We start from the raw sequence: 16271 nt of genomic DNA, 5'->3' as shown, positions 1-16271 counted from the left end.
AGAGAATGTTGAAGAAAAAAATGAGCATGGCAGTACTTGGTTTATCAGCAGCATTGGTATTAGGAGCATGTGGTTCTAACGAGGCGGAAAGCAGTGAGAAATCTGACGGGAAAGAATATGACTTAAAAATGTCCGTAACGGTTTCTGAGTCTTCGACTTGGTATGAAGCAGCCGAAAAACTTAAAGAAGATCTTGCTGAAGAATCAGATGGACGTATTAATCTGGAATTGTTTGGCAACGAGCAATTATCAGGTGGCGATTCCGGTAAAGCGGTTGAAAGTTTAGCAAAAGGCTCGATTGATTTGACGTTTAACTCAACGATTATTTACTCGATTTTAGATGAACGTTTTGGTGTAGCGAGTGCGCCATTCTTATTTTCAGGTGTAGACGAAGTAGATCCTGTATTCGCTGGAGAAGGCGGAGAGATGTTTAAAGAAATTTTAGCAGAAAAAGGCGTTCAAGCCCTTGGTTACGGTCAAAATGGTTTCCGTCAATTAACAAACAGTAAAAGAGAAATCAAAAATCCAGAAGATTTAAAAGGTCTGAAAATCCGTATTCCTGGTATCACAATGTATACCGATCTTTACCGCGAATTGGGAACTGATCCACAAACGATGACGTTCTCTGAAGTGTTTACAGCACTTCAACAAGGAACAATCGATGGACAAGAAAATCCAGTCGATGTTATTTCATCTTCTAAATTGCAAGAAGTTCAAGATTACATGACGCTTTGGAACTACTCATACGACCCACTTGTACTTGGGATGAACAAAAAACTTTATGATTCCATGAGTGCAGAAGATCAAGAGTTGTTTGATCGTTTAGGTAAAGAAGCAGCAGAATATCAAGTTAAAATTGCTCGTGAAAAAGAAGAAAAGCAAATTGCAGATCTTGAAGCAGCAGGTATGCAAATTTACACACCAACAGCAGATGAAATCGCTCAGTTTAAAGAAGCAGCAAGTCCAATCTATGATAAATACACAGATATCTGGGGTGCAGATTTACTAGAAGCATTCCAAGGTGAGTAAAGCTTAACTTTATGCAACAGTCGATTTTCAATGCTGAAAAGATAGGAAATCTATGAATTTATGACAGTATGGGGCTTCTTTAAAATCAACTGAAGAGGCCCTACTACTCGTTATAAAGTTAAGGTACGGGGAGGCTACTCTATTGAAGATCTTGAATTATGTTGAAGAAGGCATTTTATTCCTCACCTTTTTAACAATGACCATAATCGCATTCTCAAATATTGTTTCACGAAATGTGGCTAGTATATCTCTTTCATTCACTGAAGAAATTACGATTAATTTATTTGTATTGCTCACTTTTGTTGGAACGGCTGTGGGTGTTCGACGTTTTGGACATCTTGGATTCACATTAATCTTTGATCATATGAATCCACTATTTAGAAAAGTATTTATTGTCTTTTCTTCATTAATGAGTTTGTTCTTATTTGGTGTCTTGCTTTGGTATGGCCTTCAAATGGTATTGTTCCAAATGAATATAGGTCAAAAAACTCCTTCTTTAGGTTGGCCTCAATGGATATTATCTTCTGCACTCCCAATTGGTGCTTTCCTTTGTGTAATTAGGACGATTCAAGTGTTTATAGAAGAAATGAAGTTAGAGATGAACTCGCGTAGTAAAGGAGATGAAACGATATGATCGCTTTAGTATTATTTGGTCTATTCTTCTTGCTTGTGTTTTTGCGAGTGCCGATTGCAATATCACTCGGTGTTTCTTCTATTATTGTGCTCGTCTCCTCAAGTGGTATTTTTGGTTTAGAAATGGTTACGGACATTATGTATACAAGCGTTGCCAAATTTACATTGCTTGCGATTCCATTTTTTATTTTAGCGGGCGTCATTATGGAACATGTTGGAATTTCTAAGCGACTTATTGATTTTGCGCAAACATTGGTGGGGCATCGGAAAAGCGGAATTGTTCTAGTGACCGTAATTGTTGCTGTCTTCTTTGCAGCGATATCAGGGTCCGGTCCTGCAACTGTAGCCGCTATCGGAGGAATCTTGATTCCTTCCATGATCAAAAATGGTTATAAAAAGGAAACAGCAGGGGCGTTGGTTGCAAGTTCTGGTGCGATAGGGATTGTTATTCCACCGAGTATCGCGTTTATTGTCTTTGCAGTTGTAGCTGGAGATCAAATTCCTGTAACAATTAATCGGTTATTTATGGCAGGTGTCGTGCCGGGTATTTTAATGGGAGCAGCATTCGTTATCGCAGCACTTATCGTGCGATCTCGACAAGAAAAGCGCGGAGAGTTTGTATTGCCAGAAGGCGTAGAAATCCGGAAAGCGACAGGGAAAGAGCAATGGGCTGCTTTTGTTGGTGCATTTCCTGGACTCATGATCCCGGTTATTATTTTAGGTGGTATTTATGGAGGGTTCTTCACACCAACTGAAGCAGCAGTAGTTGCAGTTGTTTACGGCTTGCTTGTTGGTATGATCATTAACCGACAAGATACATTCAAGAAAATGTATCGCATCTTTATCGAAGCAGCAGTACAGACAGCGGTCGTGATGATTATTGTTAGTGCGGCATCTGTATTTGCTTATATTGTGACAACTGAGCAAATTGCACGAGATATCTCAGAAGGCATTTTAGGGTTAACTAGCAATCCGATTTTAATCTTATTGCTAATAAACGTCGTGTTATTAATAGCAGGTGCTTTTATCGATGCAATTTCTGCTTATTATATTTTTGTGCCAATATTACTGCCAATCATCATCTTTTTAGAAGTAGATCCGACTGTATTTGGTGTCATCATGACGGTCAACTTAGCAATCGGATTGTTTACACCTCCTGTAGGGTTGAATCTCTATGTTGCTGCTGGAATATCGGATACTAGTATTGTAGAGATATCACGAGGAGTTTTACCATTCATCATTGCAGCGGTTATTGTATTAATGCTCGTTACATATATACCGCAAATCTCAACATTCTTACCAGACTTACTAAATGTGAAATAGGGGGATGTATTAATTGAAAATGCAAAATGAGGTAGCCATTATAACAGGTGCAGCAAGTGGGATTGGACAAGCGGTAGCGATTGAAATGGCAAAAGAAGGTGCTCGTGTTGTTTTAGTGGATTTGAATTCCTGTGAGAAAACAATTGCTTTACTGGATGAAGCAGAGTATTTGGAATGTCTAGGCGATATTAGAGAAGCTGATTTTGTTAAAGCTGTTATCAATCGAACCATTGAAAAGTACAATGAAATCCATGTATTAGTAAATAACGCAGGTACGTGTAGCCGTTTAGATTTAGAAGATATGACGATCGAAATGTGGAATCGGGATATGGATACAAATTTAAAAGCGACTTTCTTGTTTACGCAAGCCGTTGTTTATCCGCATATGAAAGAAGGCGGATATGGACGCATTATCAACATTAGTTCGGTGTCAGGACTTAATGGTGGCGTGGTATCGGGTGGAGAAAAAAATGGCCGTTCAGGTCCTGCCTATTCAGCATCAAAAGGCGGAGTGATCGCATTTACAAAATGGGTAGCAAAAGAAGTCGGGAAATACGGAATTACTTGTAATTCTGTGGCTCCGGGGGCAACGTTGACTGGTATTACGGCAGGCGTACCATATGACACGAGCCAACAGGTGATTGACCGTATGGGCGATTCGCGTGATATTGCAAACGCTGTTATGTATTTTGCTGCAAAAGAGGCGAGCTATACAACTTCACAAGTACTTAAAGTTGATGGAGGGATTAGCATTGGATAACCCACGCATCCAAGCTGTCTATGATGAGAAAACCCATCGAATTGCAGGTCGATTGATGAAGGGTGTTGATTTGCTCGAGGGGATAAAAGAAGTATGTCGACATTACAACGTAGAATCGGCACACTTCCAATGTTTTGGCTCGCTTCAACAAGCAACATACGTTCAAATTGAACGAGGAGACGAAAAGGATACGCTTCGCTATTCGGAACGAGTTCAATCTACTTCTCCGGTTGAATTGCTATCTGGATCTGGATTTGTTGGATACGGAGAAAACAGAGAGCTCGATGTCCATTTTCATGGAATGATGATTGATTGCGATCGCCGGATCGATGGAGGCCATTTTTTGAGTGGTGAAAATCCGGTAGCAGTAACGTTAGAGTATGTGATATTGCCGGTACATGGAGTTGAGATGGAACGTGGCATCGATTCTCATTGGGGTTTACCTGTATTTCAATTTTCGAAAAGGAGTGTCTTATAAATGGAAACTTTAGGCCAGTTAGCAGTAAAGTCGGCACATGCATATCCGGGAAAAATAGCAGTGAAAGATGATAATCGCTCATTCACTTATAAGGAATTTTTAGCTCGAGCTAATTCATTGGCTGCATATTTTCATGAAGCTGGGTTTAAAAAAGGAGACCGTATTGGGATTTTGATGTCAAATCGTATAGAACATATCGAATTGGATATTGCTGTCTCATTAGCAGGACTTGTTAAAGTGCCCTTAAATTACCGGTTGCATCCAAAAGAATTAAAGTATATGATTCACGATTCGGATCTTAGCCTATTAATCGGTGAAAAAGACCTTCTGGATACAATCGAAACTGGCGTGCCCCTTTTATATATGGGCAAAGATTTTGAAAGAACAGTTGCTCAGTATGAAGGGCAGTCTTTTACTGAACAAGTAGCAGAAGATGATTTGTTTGCGATTATGTATACTTCAGGTACTACGGGCAATCCAAAAGGGGTTATGTTATCACATCGCAATATCATTGCAGGTGCACTGTCATTAGCTCAAGTTTGTGAAGTTGATTATAACGATGTCATTGGTCACGTTGCACCTCTAACGCATGGTGCAAACTTTTTAAGTCATGTGGCTTGGCTATTCGGTCTAACACAAGTGGTATATAACAAATTTGAGCCAGAAGAATTTTTAGACGGACTGGTTGAAGATAAAATCTCAGTGTTGTTTTTAGTGCCGACCATGGTCAATTTAATGATTCAGCATCCTAATTTTGACGCTTCAAAATTGGCGACAGTCAAATCAATCAATATGGCAGGTTCGCCAATAGCTGCGAGCAAACTACAAGAAGCTTTAGACAAAGCGGGGAATATTTTTGTGGAGACATATGGCCAAGTAGAAGCACCGATGTGCATCACCATGATGCCACGTAATGAAATTCATAAACGTCTGGATTCATGTGGCCGGATTGGCGTCTTTGTCGATGTGAAAATTGTAGACGATGAAAACAATGAAGTACCATATGGCGAAGTGGGCGAAATTATTGCAAAAGGTTCACTTGTTATGCAAGGTTATTGGAACAATGAGAAGGCAACAAATGAGACATTAAGAGATGGATGGTTGCATACAGGAGATCTTGGAAGACGTGACGAAGCAGGATATGTGTATATTGTTGACCGCAAAAAAGATGTCATTATTTCTGGTGGAGTTAATATCTATCCGCGCGAAGTGGAAGAAGTATTGAATCTACATGCAGGGGTTAAAGAAACCTGTGTAGTCGGCGTTCCTGATGATAAATGGGGAGAAAACATCGTTGCTTTTGTCGTCCCAAATGGCAGAGAAGAAGTAACGGTGGAGAGCTTGATTGACTTGTGTAAAGAAAATTTAGCAAGTTTCAAAAAACCTAAAGAAGTATTTGTTGTCGAGGAATTGCCGAAAAGTTCGTATGGAAAAATTCTGAAACGTGAAATGAAAACACAACACACGGAGGTGAGCCAATGACGAACGTTTATGTTCATGGTATTGGCATGACGAAATTTGGTACATTAACGTCTTCATTGAAAGAGTTGTTATTAGAAGCAAGTGCTGAAGCTTTGATCGATGCAGGACGTCCGAAAATAGATGCTGTATTTGTTGGTAATTTTATGGGGGGCAGCATTGCCAACCAAGAGATTTTAGGTGCTATTGTTGCAAATGAGTTAGGACTTGGTTACATTCCTTCAACAAAAGTCGAAGGAGCTTGTGCTTCAGGTGGTATTGCTTTCCGCCAAGGATTGCTAGGCATTATGAGTGGAGAATATGAAACGGTATTAGTAGCAGGTGTTGAAAAGATGAAGCACGCTACTACACCAGATGTCACACAGGCAATCAATGCGGCGATGGATACAACGACCAATGAAAAATATGCGGGTCTAACATTCCCAGGATTTTTTGGGGTTTTAGCAAATCGCTATTTCCATGAAACGGGTGCATCTAAAGAGCATTTAGCACGTGTAGCATTAAAAAATCGTCAAAATGCAGTAAACAATCCACTCGCTCAATTTGTTAAACCTGCGACGCTGGAGGAAATAATGGGAGCGCGTATGATTACAGATCCACTCGGTTTGTTTGATTGTTCACCCATGACTGATGGTGCGTCTGCTATTGTCATTTCACGTAAAAAATCTCCGATTTATGTAAAAGCATCATCACAAGTTTCAGGACCAACTAAAATGCAAGATGCTACTAATTTGTTGTCGTTACCAGCAATTGGCGAATCAGGGCGTCTTGCTTACGAGAAAGCCGGGGTAGGGCCAGAAGATATTGACGTAGTAGAAATTCACGACTGCTTCTCAATGACTGAGATTATCGCCACAGAAGAACTTGGATTTTTTAATCCATTAGAAGGTTGGAAAGCCGTAGAAGAAGGACGCACGCAAGTGACGGGGGATAAGCCTGTCAATACGAGTGGTGGGTTACTGTCTCGAGGTCATCCAATTGGCGCAACGGGAATCGCACAAATCTATCAATTGGTTCGTCAATTGCGAGGGAATGCGGCAAATCAATTAGAGAAAACGCCACGTCTCGCTTTGGCACAAAATTTGGGTGGAACAGGTTCGTACTCAACTGTCCATATTTTAGAAAGGGTGTAATTCATGAAAATTTACTCTTGTTGTGGCAATGAATCTATTACGAAAAAATATTTCTGTTCAGAATGTGGGAAATCTGAATTTGAAGAAAAAGAAGTATCTGATTCAGGGACGGTTTATAGTTTTACCAAAATTCATATCGCTCCAGCTGAATTTGCAGATATTGCTCCCTATAATGTAGTGTTAGTCGAATTAGATGAAGCGAATGCTAAAGTTACCACACGAATCGAGGAAGACGTGAAGATTGGTGACAAAGTAAGTTTAGACCGAATTGAAAATGATGCTTATATTTACAAGCGTGTTTCTTAATCGATAAATAAAAAAGCTTCCATCAGGAAATTTTTTCCTGATGGAAGCTTTTTTTGGGGGAAATTAAACTCTCAACAGGCCTCTAAATCCTCTAGCTCCGTAATATGAATCTGCTCCATTATGGTACAAAAAAACTTGGCCATAGCGGAAGTCACAGAACAAGGCACCACCGCGATCACGTACTTCTGTCGGCGTTAGCACCCAACTCGATGTTTTTAAATCGAAAGTGCCAAGCTTTTGCAATGCGCGGTATTGCTCTTCAGTTAAGAGTTCAATGCCCATGTCAGTAGCCATGGTCATCGCGTTATGTTCAGGTTTGTTTTTCTTTCGTGCGTCGAGTGCTTTCTGGTCGTAACAAATGCTTCTCCGTCCACTTGGGCTTTCTACGGAACAATCATAAAAAATGTATTCGCCGTTTGCTTGGTCAAACTCCACAACATCAGGCTCTCCACCGGTCCGTTCCATTTCAAAAAGTGACCATAATTTGTCCGAATGAGCTTCTAGTTTTTCTTGAATGAGTTCCCACTCGAGTGATTCATGACGGTCCATATTTTGTGCGAAACGCTCTTTCAAACTAGCTAACAATTCATCGTGTTGCTCTGTAGATAAAGCTTTTTTCTTGGTCATTTAATATACCTCCTTTTAGTTTAAGTATGTTCAGAATAATCTTATTTAATTGTGCAACGAAAAAAGAGTTTTAGCAAACAGATTATAGTAGAAATGATATTACAGATTTCTCGATATTTTCGCTAACATCCCTTGACTTTCAATTGATAACGATTATCATTGTTAATTAGAGACTGAATGATGAAAGAGGGATATTCGTGAAAAAAGCTCCATTTTTATTATCTTCCATATTATTAAGCGCTGCATTAGCCGGCTGTGCGGAAAAAGAAGCAAGTCCACAACCTGAAGTAGCTGCAGAAACGATAGATTTACAAACTGAAGTAGATGCTTATAAAGAATTTGCGATAGAGCAAATGAACGAATTTGTTTTAGAAACTGAGAAATTCACAGAAGCTGTTAAGAGTGGAGATATTGAGAAAGCAAAAGCCCTTTATCCTCTAGCTCGCATGTACTTTGAACGTTCGGAACCAATTGCCGAAAGCTTTGGTAATTTAGATCCACGTATTGATGCGCGTCTCGCAGACGTTAAAGAAGCCGGTCAAGGCGAAGAAGAGTGGTCGGGATACCATAAAATTGAGTATGGTCTGTGGGTAGAAAATACAACAGAAGGCTACGAAGAAATAGCAGACCAATTATTAACAGATACAAAAGAATTGCGAGCACGTGTCGAGACGGTGGAAGTTACACCAGATTTGATGATGACAGGCGCAGTGGATTTGTTAAATGAGGTATCTACTTCAAAAATCACTGGAGAAGAAGAAATCTTTTCTCATACTGATTTATATGATTTCCAGGCAAACGTCGAAGGTGCAGAAAAAATCTTCCGTATTTTAGAACCAGAAATCACAGCTAAAGATGAAGCATTGACAGACAGCCTTGAAACTAAATTCGATGCCTTATATACATTATTGGACAACTACAGAGTAGGGGAAAACGGCTTTGTGTCTTATGAAGAATTAACTGCCGAAGATACAAAACAATTATCATCTGCAGTAAACCAGTTAGGTGAACCTCTTAGTCAGATGGGTATCATAATGGAGTGAGTAAAATGACCTCAACAGATGAAAAGTGGCTAGAAAAGAAAATATCCAGACGGTCTATGCTGAAAATTACTGGAGCTGGAGCGGCAGGAGTTGCTGTTCTCGCTTCTGGTATGGACGGTGTCGCCAAAGCATTTGGTTTTGATATTCTTGATGATGACCAAACAGCCGAAAACAAAGTAAATTTTTACGGGAAGCATCAGTCAGGCATCACGACAGCAACTACTTCTCATGTTTACTTTGCCTCTTTGAATGTGCTAGTAGAATCGCAAAGTGATTTGCAGGACTTGTTTAAAATGTGGACTCCATTAGCCGTACGTTTGATGAACGGTGAGCACCTTGACGAAGTTTCACAAGGTGTATTTACGCCACCAAAAGATACTGGCGAATCGTCAGGGTTAAATGCTTCAAACTTAACGGTGACATTTGGTGTCGGACCTTCGCTGTTTGACAATAAAAAGTTAGGTCTTAGTGGTAAAAAACCAGCAGAACTAAACGAGTTGCCTCATTTTCCACAAGACCAACTAGATGAAAAGATTTCAAGTGGAGATATATGCATACAAGCATGCGCAGATGATCCGCAAGTCGCTTTTCATGCCGTGCGCAATTTAGTACGTGCAGCATCAGGAAAAGTGACGCTCAAATGGACGCAGACAGGATTTACATCGGTACCTAAAGTAAAAGATAAAAAAGAAACACCTCGAAACTTGTTTGCTTTTAAAGACGGTACGGTAAACCCAGACACGAAAAGTGCTTCAGATATGAAAGAAGTCGTCTGGGTTCAGCCAGATGAGTCGAAAAGCTGGATGACGAACGGAACGTATTTAGTGGTCCGCAAAATTCAAATGCATTTAGAAACATGGGATCGAACTTCCTTACAAGGGCAAGAAGCGACATTTGGCAGACATCGTGACAGTGGTGCTCCGATTGGCAAGAAAAATGAATTTGATGAAGTTGATCTGGACTCAAAAGATTTGACAGGCAATCCTCACATTCCCGTTGACTCACATGTCGCTTTAGCACGAACAGTAAAAGACCGTATTATGAGAAGAGGATTTTCTTATTCGAGTGGTTTGGTCGATGAGACGGGTGCATATGATGCCGGTTTGTTATTTATTTCATTCCAGAAAAACCCACAACAATTTATCAATATCCAAAATGCAATGGGGCGCGTCGATAAGCTGAACGAATACATTACCCACCGGGGTAGCGGTGTTTTTGCTTGCTTCCCAGGGATTCAAAAAGGGAGTTATATAGGTGAGAAACTTTTTAACACATATTAAAATTTTACTTCTTGTCTTTAGCATCCTGCTCGTTCCTGCTCATACTCTTGCTGCTGAACAATCTTTTGGCTCTTTTTATGTATCGATTACAGATGCTATTATGAGTACGCAAAATGGCGATGATGCAAAAGCACTTAGCGCGATTGAGGAGTTTCAAAAAGAATGGCAACAACTGACGGTTACAGAAGGAACAGAATCCGAAGCAGTTACAGACGCTCTTAAAAACGCTTCCAATGCACCAGCAGGTGATGAGCGCTTGGCCGCCTTAACTACATTGTCAAAAGTACTGACTACTTATGAAAAAGCTGAAAATCCAGTAGATGAAGAAGCAGGACGCAAAGAGTTTTTACAAGCGATGGAGCCTTTTGTAGCCGATTTAAAAGCGGCAGTTGAGACTGGCGATAAAGAGGGAATTCAAGAAGCTTACTCGCTTTTCCTTGCTGGCTGGGGAAAAAACGAACGAGTTGTTCAATCGCAAAGTATCACAGCTTATGGCCAAATCGAAACGCAAATGTCTTTTATGCGAATTTCTTTAGCAAGTGATGAGTTCGATGTTGCCGCGTTTAGTGAACAAACTACAGCAGTCGAACAAACCATTCAAGACTTTGGTGCAGGAAATATAAAAGAAGCAAAAGCAACAAACGACTACTCACTTGCAACATTAGTTAGTTTGTTAGATGACAGTGAAAGTGCGATTCAACAACAAGAATATACGCAAGCAGCTGACACATTGAAAAAGTTTATCACTATCTGGCCAACAGTTGAAGGCGATGTGCGAACTAAAAACGCTAGCTTGTACAGTGAAATTGAAGCTGAGTTACCACTTCTTGTAAGCGAGTTAACACGTGAGAACGTACAAGCAACTGCTGTTAGTGAAAAAATAGAATCCTTAAAGCAACAAATTAATTTTATTCAACAAGATACTGAATACAGCTTTTGGGACTCGGCATTGATTTTACTCCGTGAAGGATTAGAAGCGTTGCTAATTATTTCGGCACTGATTGCCTTTTTGAAAAAAGCGGGTCAACAGCATATGCAGCATTATATTTATGGTGGAGCTGCAGCAGGAATTGGCGTCAGCATCTTAGCTGCAATTTTAATGTCTACCTTGTTCCAATCAGGAACAATTGATGCGAGCCGTGAAGTATTGGAAGGCTATGTTGGACTTTTGGCAGCAGCAATGATGTTAGGCGTTGGCGTATGGCTACATAGCAAATCTACCGTCACAGCGTGGAATCGGTACATTTCAAAACAAATGAACCAAGCCTTATCTAATCAAAGTGTATGGGCAATGGCGCTACTTAGTTTCTTAACCGTATTTAGAGAAGGCGCAGAAACAGTAGTCTTCTATATGGGGATTGCACCAAAAATGTCGACAGCTGATTTTAGTTTAGGAATCGTCTTAGCATTACTAATCCTTGTCGCGGCTGCATTCTTTTTTGCTAAAGCGAGTAAAAAATTACCGATGCATTTATTCTTTGGTGTCGCAACGGTATTTATCTATTTGCTAGCGTTTAAAATCATCGGCGCAAGTATCCACACATTGCAATTAACCAATGTCATGCCGACGCATATTATTGCGGATTTACCGGTGATTAATATTATCGGGTTCTATCCATCGGTCGAAACCTTAAGTGCACAACTTATCCTATTGGTACTTATTGCATCCACAATTCTTTATAAAAAGAAGCAATCTACAACAAGTAATATTGTAGTAGAAGGTTAAATAAAAAACGGAATTCCCAAGGGAATTCCGTTTTTTATATTCTCTAGCGTTTTTAGCTAGATTAAATTGGGTACTGCTAAGTATTGAATAAATCAGAACCGAGACATGGCAGAAAATCATATTTGAGGAGGAGTGTTATGTTCAAAACTGTCCAAGATGTGCTTACAAATTATCGGAAAGCTGTTCACGAAAAAGATGTTGATAAATTTCTTTTAGGCTATGCAGAAGACGTTCACATCTTTGATTGTTGGGGGAAATGGGAATATACCGGAACGGTTGCGTGGAAACAAGTCGTAGCTGAGTGGTTTAGTGGATTAGAAGAAGAATTACTGCTGCGAGTCGAATTTCACGATGACATTGTAAAAGAAAGCGGAGATCTTACATATGTGCACTGTGCAGTTAGCTACACCGCGGTAGACCTATCTGGAAAAGAACTACGAAGCATGAAAAATCGTTTCACGTTCGTCCTGGAAAAAATACAAGGCTCCTGGAAAATCATTCATGAACATTCATCACTGCCTATAAATCCAGAAAATGATCAAGCAATTTTCGGTTAAATTTTTATACTGCAAAGAATATTTTTTTCTATGCTACTTAGATTATGTAGACAACTAACGGAGACGCTCGAGCAGCCCGCAGGAAAGTGCAGCTAGTTGGCGGTTAAGGTTTTCACTGTTAATTCTTAAAACAAAACCCACTGAAGGAAAAGCTGTTCTTCAGTGGGTTTTTGCGTTCTATTCTTTTTCGGTTAAGAACGTAATGATCAAGAACATTAGGAAAGCCAGCAACAGTAAGCTGCCGCCGACGATGAAAAAGATGGTAACAAAAGTCTCATGCCAATTGAAAGAATTTAAGTTATATATCCACATCCCGCTAGTTAACGCCAATGCACCAACCATTGCAAGTACACTGTGTATAGCGACTAGCTTTTTAAAGCGAATGGTATAGACACGGTAAAATATACCCCAAGCAAAGACCGAGAGCCAGCCGACGAGCAAAATATGTGCGTGAACTGGACGCAACCCATAATCCATTTCACCGGCCATTTTAGAACCAAGAAACGTTCCAAATAATCCGAAAACTGCTGAAAACTGTATTAAACGAAGACTCCACTTTTTTTCCATGATAATACCTCCATGTGAACTTATTTAATGATATCAAATTCAATAATTTGTTCTTCAGCAAGGGTTTCATAACTATTAATGTCTCTAGATTCACTTAATACAATACGTATTTTTTCTACTTTAGCAGGATCGGTTTTAATGACAACGCCAACTTCACCATCTTTACTGACGGGACCATAGTAATCAGCATCTTGAGCTTCGTCATAATCGATAAAATCTTTCCAATCGTAGGCAATGTCAAATTTCTCTTGTTTACCCTCTGCGAATAAAACCACTTCATTAATGCCATTAAAAGCGACATCTTTCTCGATTGTATTCTCTGCATTAAATTTAATATAAAAGTAATTGAATTCATCGTCTATCGGTTCGTCTGTATACATATTGTTAATATCGAATTGTTGATCTTCTGATACATTCATGGCTTTTTTAAAAGACAATTCTTCCAAGGTTATAGTTATTGGGTTTGCATCATAGGTTTTATTTTCGGCGACAACTGAAAGGACTTCGAAAGTTTGTTCGGGCTGTTCTCCTGAAGTGTCGTTGCTCGTCACATCGCCATCTTCTTCACCAAACATATCCTCTAATTGTGAGATGTTCGCGAAAAGTGCTTCTTCTAAATTTTCATCGTCAATAATTTTGAATTTGCCATTTTTATCTTTTTCTAAGTTGAATTCTACTGTTCTAGTAACGAGTGCAGCATCTTCAGCCGTAATATACTTTAGCATGATTTTCTCAGTCATTTCTTCAAATGCTTTTTCAGTTGTAGGAGTATCTTCTTCAAATGCATTGGCAAATGCGAGGGGCATAATCTCAGCCATTGTACTCGTCATTATCAGTCCCATATCAAGTGAAGTGATTTCTGCTTTTACAACAGCTTTATCTTCATCAACCGATACTTCTTGAGGATTTTCAAAGTCATATTCTTTCGAAATGCTTTCAATCATCTTTATAGCAAGTTTTTCATCTTCCTTGTTCATGTCTTCTTGAACCGTACTGAGGCTGGCGGTACCACCTTGAACAAATGTACCTGCTTTTTCAAAATCATTGTTTTGAATTGCTGATAAAAATTCATCAACTGTAGAACTTGGGTTTTCTGCTCCACAGGCAGATAAAAAGGATAAGATTAGTGCACTAAACAATAAAGGGGTTAAAATTATTTTCTTTGTCATACGTATTACATCCTCTCTCTTACCTAATTGCAAATACAGTAAATGTTATCATCTATTGGTTTATATTGTAAGAGTCAAGAAAAAGAAAGTTATTTAGTATTGTTTTCTTTAGACAAAAAGTTGATTTTATTAAAAAAAAGAAAAAAGACTTTCCGAAGCCCAGCTGGACAATGGCAAAGTCTTTAATGATTTACAACTTTATCGTGATTCTTCTAGTTAAAATTCTTATAAATAGGAGCAACAGAGATATCAAAATCAATGATCCGCTCACGGATAGAACAATACTAGCACCGACAGAGTTATAGGGGATCCAAGGTACGACAGAATTGTTTACCCAGAAAAAACTATTGAGACTTAGCGCAGCGATTGCAATCGCGATAAAACCAAATCCAATGACCCAACCAAAGCGATAATAGCCAACCCCAATTAACCAGCCAATCAAATAATAAGTGGTAACGTTCAAGAAAAACGTTGATGTGGCTAACAACCATCCAGATGATAAATCGAATACTGTATCTGTATTCGTATTGATAGGCAATGCTACAAAACTAGAGATCAAGTATTCAATGCCAGTAATCGCAAGAGGAATAAGAGTCACCGCTAATGCTAACGCAAAAACTGAAATGACTGTCCCAATATAAAGGTCTTTGCGAGTAATGCCTTGTTGAACAAATTGCCCCATAAATCCATAGGCTGAAATAATCCCGCAGACTAACAGGAAGATAGCGACAGAATAACTAGAGAAAACGAAAAACTCTTGTATGTGCGCGTCATTTATCGACACAATTACCAACCCGATGATATGCGCAATAGTAACAAAAGAGAAAAACCATAAACTCCATTTTAACTGTTCCGTAAAGAGGTCAACTGCTATTTTGGGATAAAGTTTAACCGACTTCATGTTAATGCACCTCCTCTGTTAAATGAATAAACAGATCTTGCAACGATACGGGACCAACTTCTAACCCTTGGTCTTGTGCTGAAAGCCGATCTTCTTCGCTTAATGCGCCGTAAGTCATTATCGATTTAGTACCGCCAAGTTTTTGCTCGTTCAAGATTTTCCTGTCAGACACAAAAGCATCGACCCGGTCTGCCGCTCCTGTAATCGAAACGCCTTGAGCAGATATACTTTCGTAATCATTATCCAGTAGCAAACGACCTTCATGAATAATGACGACATGGTCAAAAAGATAATCCATTTCTGAAACTAAATGAGTCGAAAGAATAAAGGTTCGAGGATGCTTTATGTGATCTGCTAAAAGTTCTTCGTAAAAAATTACGCGTGTTGGGGCATCCATTCCAAGATAAACTTCATCGAAGATAGTAAGTGGCGTGCGGCTTGCGAGTCCAATCACCACGTTTAATGCTGCCTGCATACCTTTAGACAATTTGTTGATTGGTTTATCTAGTGGTAGCTTAAAGCGCTTTAGCAAACGATATGCATAGTCTTTATCATAGTTCGGGCGATAGCGCTCCGAAAACTTTAATATTAACGGAATGTTTTCATATTCTTCTTCATAATTTTTAGTGTAAATAAATGAAACTTGTTGCATTTTATCAGCATTTTCAAAGACGGGTTCTCCATCAATTTCTACTTGTCCTGTTGTCGGTTCGCGGAATGCCGCTAATAAGGAAAGCAGGACAGTTTTTCCAGCTCCATTACGTCCAATAAGACCATAAATCTTACCTGGATCAAATGTTAGGGAAATATCTTTTAATGCTTCTGATTTTCGGAATTTCAATGTGACATTGCTCAATTTACCTTCAGCAGCCATCAAACTTCACGTCCTTTCGTGTTTTTGATCAGTTTGATGATTTCAACTTGCGTAATGCCAAGCTTATTTGCTTCTTGAACAAGACCTTGGACGTAATTAGCGACAAATACCTCTTTTCGTTGTCCCATCAAGGTTTGTTTAGCGCCTTCTGCGACAAACATGCCAATTCCTCTTTTCTTATATAAGATACCTTCCTCTACTAACTGATTGATCCCTTTAGAAACGGTAGCATGATTAATTTTATAAAAGCTAACAAGTTGATTGGTTGACGGGGCTTGATCGCCTTCTTTTAGTTGATCATTCACAATTTGATCTTCGATTAATTCACGAACTTGCAAAAAAATCGGCTTACTCGAATCGAACACATTACTCACTAAAAACACCTCC

At 39.3% G+C, this 16271-nt stretch carries 18 protein-coding genes; 12 read left to right on the top strand and 6 right to left on the bottom strand.

All coding sequences use genetic code 11. The features are described from left to right. Nucleotides 1-5: 5 nt before the first annotated feature. The 8 genes from MLE13_RS08090 to MLE13_RS08055 all read left to right on the top strand — a co-directional run bounded on the left by MLE13_RS08090 (nt 6) and on the right by MLE13_RS08055 (nt 7140). Complete coding sequence (locus MLE13_RS08090; protein ID WP_240749214.1) at nt 6-1028, top strand: DctP family TRAP transporter solute-binding subunit; 1023 nt, start codon at nt 6-8, stop codon at nt 1026-1028. A 142-nt stretch (nt 1029-1170) separates the two neighbouring features. Next, entirely contained in the window at nt 1171-1662 is a 492-nt protein-coding gene (locus MLE13_RS08085) for a TRAP transporter small permease (RefSeq protein ID WP_240749213.1), read from the top strand. Beyond that, a complete protein-coding gene (locus MLE13_RS08080; protein ID WP_240749212.1) occupies nt 1659-2984 on the top strand; it encodes a TRAP transporter large permease in 1326 nt (441 codons plus the stop codon). The genes MLE13_RS08085 and MLE13_RS08080 overlap by 4 nt, the downstream gene beginning before the upstream one ends. Before the next feature lie 13 nt (nt 2985-2997). Then, nucleotides 2998-3744 carry an SDR family NAD(P)-dependent oxidoreductase gene (locus tag MLE13_RS08075; RefSeq protein WP_240749211.1) on the top strand — a complete coding sequence of 249 codons (747 nt, stop codon included), beginning with the start codon at nt 2998-3000 and terminating at the stop codon, nt 3742-3744. Next, nucleotides 3737-4222, top strand: a complete 486-nt coding sequence (locus tag MLE13_RS08070) for a PPC domain-containing DNA-binding protein (protein ID WP_240749210.1) — start codon at nt 3737-3739, stop codon at nt 4220-4222. The genes MLE13_RS08075 and MLE13_RS08070 overlap by 8 nt, the downstream gene beginning before the upstream one ends. Further along, nucleotides 4223-5704 carry a class I adenylate-forming enzyme family protein gene (locus MLE13_RS08065; RefSeq protein WP_240749209.1) on the top strand — a complete coding sequence of 494 codons (1482 nt, stop codon included), beginning with the start codon at nt 4223-4225 and terminating at the stop codon, nt 5702-5704. It abuts the gene before it with no gap. After that, complete coding sequence (locus MLE13_RS08060; protein WP_240749208.1) at nt 5701-6834, top strand: thiolase C-terminal domain-containing protein; 1134 nt, start codon at nt 5701-5703, stop codon at nt 6832-6834. Before MLE13_RS08065 ends, MLE13_RS08060 begins: the two co-directional genes overlap by 4 nt. Nucleotides 6835-6837: 3 nt before the next feature. Continuing rightward, complete coding sequence (locus MLE13_RS08055; protein WP_240749207.1) at nt 6838-7140, top strand: Zn-ribbon domain-containing OB-fold protein; 303 nt, start codon at nt 6838-6840, stop codon at nt 7138-7140. A 63-nt stretch (nt 7141-7203) separates the two neighbouring features. Here MLE13_RS08055 and MLE13_RS08050 read toward each other — a convergent pair whose 3' ends face one another. Further along, nucleotides 7204-7767, bottom strand: a complete 564-nt coding sequence (locus MLE13_RS08050; protein WP_240749206.1) for a DUF4256 domain-containing protein — start codon at nt 7765-7767, stop codon at nt 7204-7206. A 197-nt stretch (nt 7768-7964) separates the two neighbouring features. Here MLE13_RS08050 and efeO point away from each other — a divergent pair, with 197 nt between their 5' ends. The 4 genes from efeO to MLE13_RS08030 all read left to right on the top strand — a co-directional run bounded on the left by efeO (nt 7965) and on the right by MLE13_RS08030 (nt 12373). After that, the gene (gene efeO / locus MLE13_RS08045) at nt 7965-8810 is read left to right on the top strand and encodes an iron uptake system protein EfeO (protein ID WP_240749205.1); all 846 of its coding nucleotides are present in this window, start codon (nt 7965-7967) and stop codon (nt 8808-8810) included. 5 nt (nt 8811-8815) lie between these two features. Next, complete coding sequence (gene efeB, locus MLE13_RS08040; protein ID WP_240749204.1) at nt 8816-10090, top strand: iron uptake transporter deferrochelatase/peroxidase subunit; 1275 nt, start codon at nt 8816-8818, stop codon at nt 10088-10090. Continuing rightward, entirely contained in the window at nt 10065-11816 is a 1752-nt protein-coding gene (locus tag MLE13_RS08035; protein ID WP_240749203.1) for an FTR1 family iron permease, read from the top strand. The genes efeB and MLE13_RS08035 overlap by 26 nt, the downstream gene beginning before the upstream one ends. A gap of 137 nt (nt 11817-11953) precedes the next feature. Further along, entirely contained in the window at nt 11954-12373 is a 420-nt protein-coding gene (locus tag MLE13_RS08030; protein ID WP_240749202.1) for a YybH family protein, read from the top strand. A 177-nt stretch (nt 12374-12550) separates the two neighbouring features. Here the strand turns inward: MLE13_RS08030 and MLE13_RS08025 are convergent, their stop codons facing one another. The 5 genes from MLE13_RS08025 to MLE13_RS08005 form a co-directional block, all read right to left on the bottom strand. Continuing rightward, nucleotides 12551-12940, bottom strand: a complete 390-nt coding sequence (locus MLE13_RS08025) for a hypothetical protein (protein WP_240749201.1) — start codon at nt 12938-12940, stop codon at nt 12551-12553. A gap of 20 nt (nt 12941-12960) precedes the next feature. Continuing rightward, nucleotides 12961-14109 (bottom strand): hypothetical protein, encoded by a 1149-nt coding sequence (locus tag MLE13_RS08020; RefSeq protein WP_240749200.1) that lies wholly within the window; start codon nt 14107-14109, stop codon nt 12961-12963. Between the two features lie 190 nt (nt 14110-14299). Then, nucleotides 14300-15010 carry a hypothetical protein gene (locus MLE13_RS08015; RefSeq protein ID WP_240749199.1) on the bottom strand — a complete coding sequence of 237 codons (711 nt, stop codon included), beginning with the start codon at nt 15008-15010 and terminating at the stop codon, nt 14300-14302. Between the two features lies 1 nt (nt 15011). Beyond that, the gene (locus MLE13_RS08010) at nt 15012-15884 is read right to left on the bottom strand and encodes an ATP-binding cassette domain-containing protein (RefSeq protein WP_240749198.1); all 873 of its coding nucleotides are present in this window, start codon (nt 15882-15884) and stop codon (nt 15012-15014) included. Further along, the gene (locus tag MLE13_RS08005; protein ID WP_240749197.1) at nt 15884-16258 is read right to left on the bottom strand and encodes a GntR family transcriptional regulator; all 375 of its coding nucleotides are present in this window, start codon (nt 16256-16258) and stop codon (nt 15884-15886) included. The genes MLE13_RS08010 and MLE13_RS08005 overlap by 1 nt, the downstream gene beginning before the upstream one ends. Nucleotides 16259-16271: the final 13 nt, after the last annotated feature.

The organism is Planococcus halocryophilus (assembly GCF_022489025.1).
Taxonomy (GTDB): domain Bacteria; phylum Bacillota; class Bacilli; order Bacillales_A; family Planococcaceae; genus Planococcus; species Planococcus halocryophilus_A.
The sequence above is the reverse complement of the archived record's forward strand: the minus strand, read 5'-3'. Positions and strand labels throughout refer to the sequence as shown.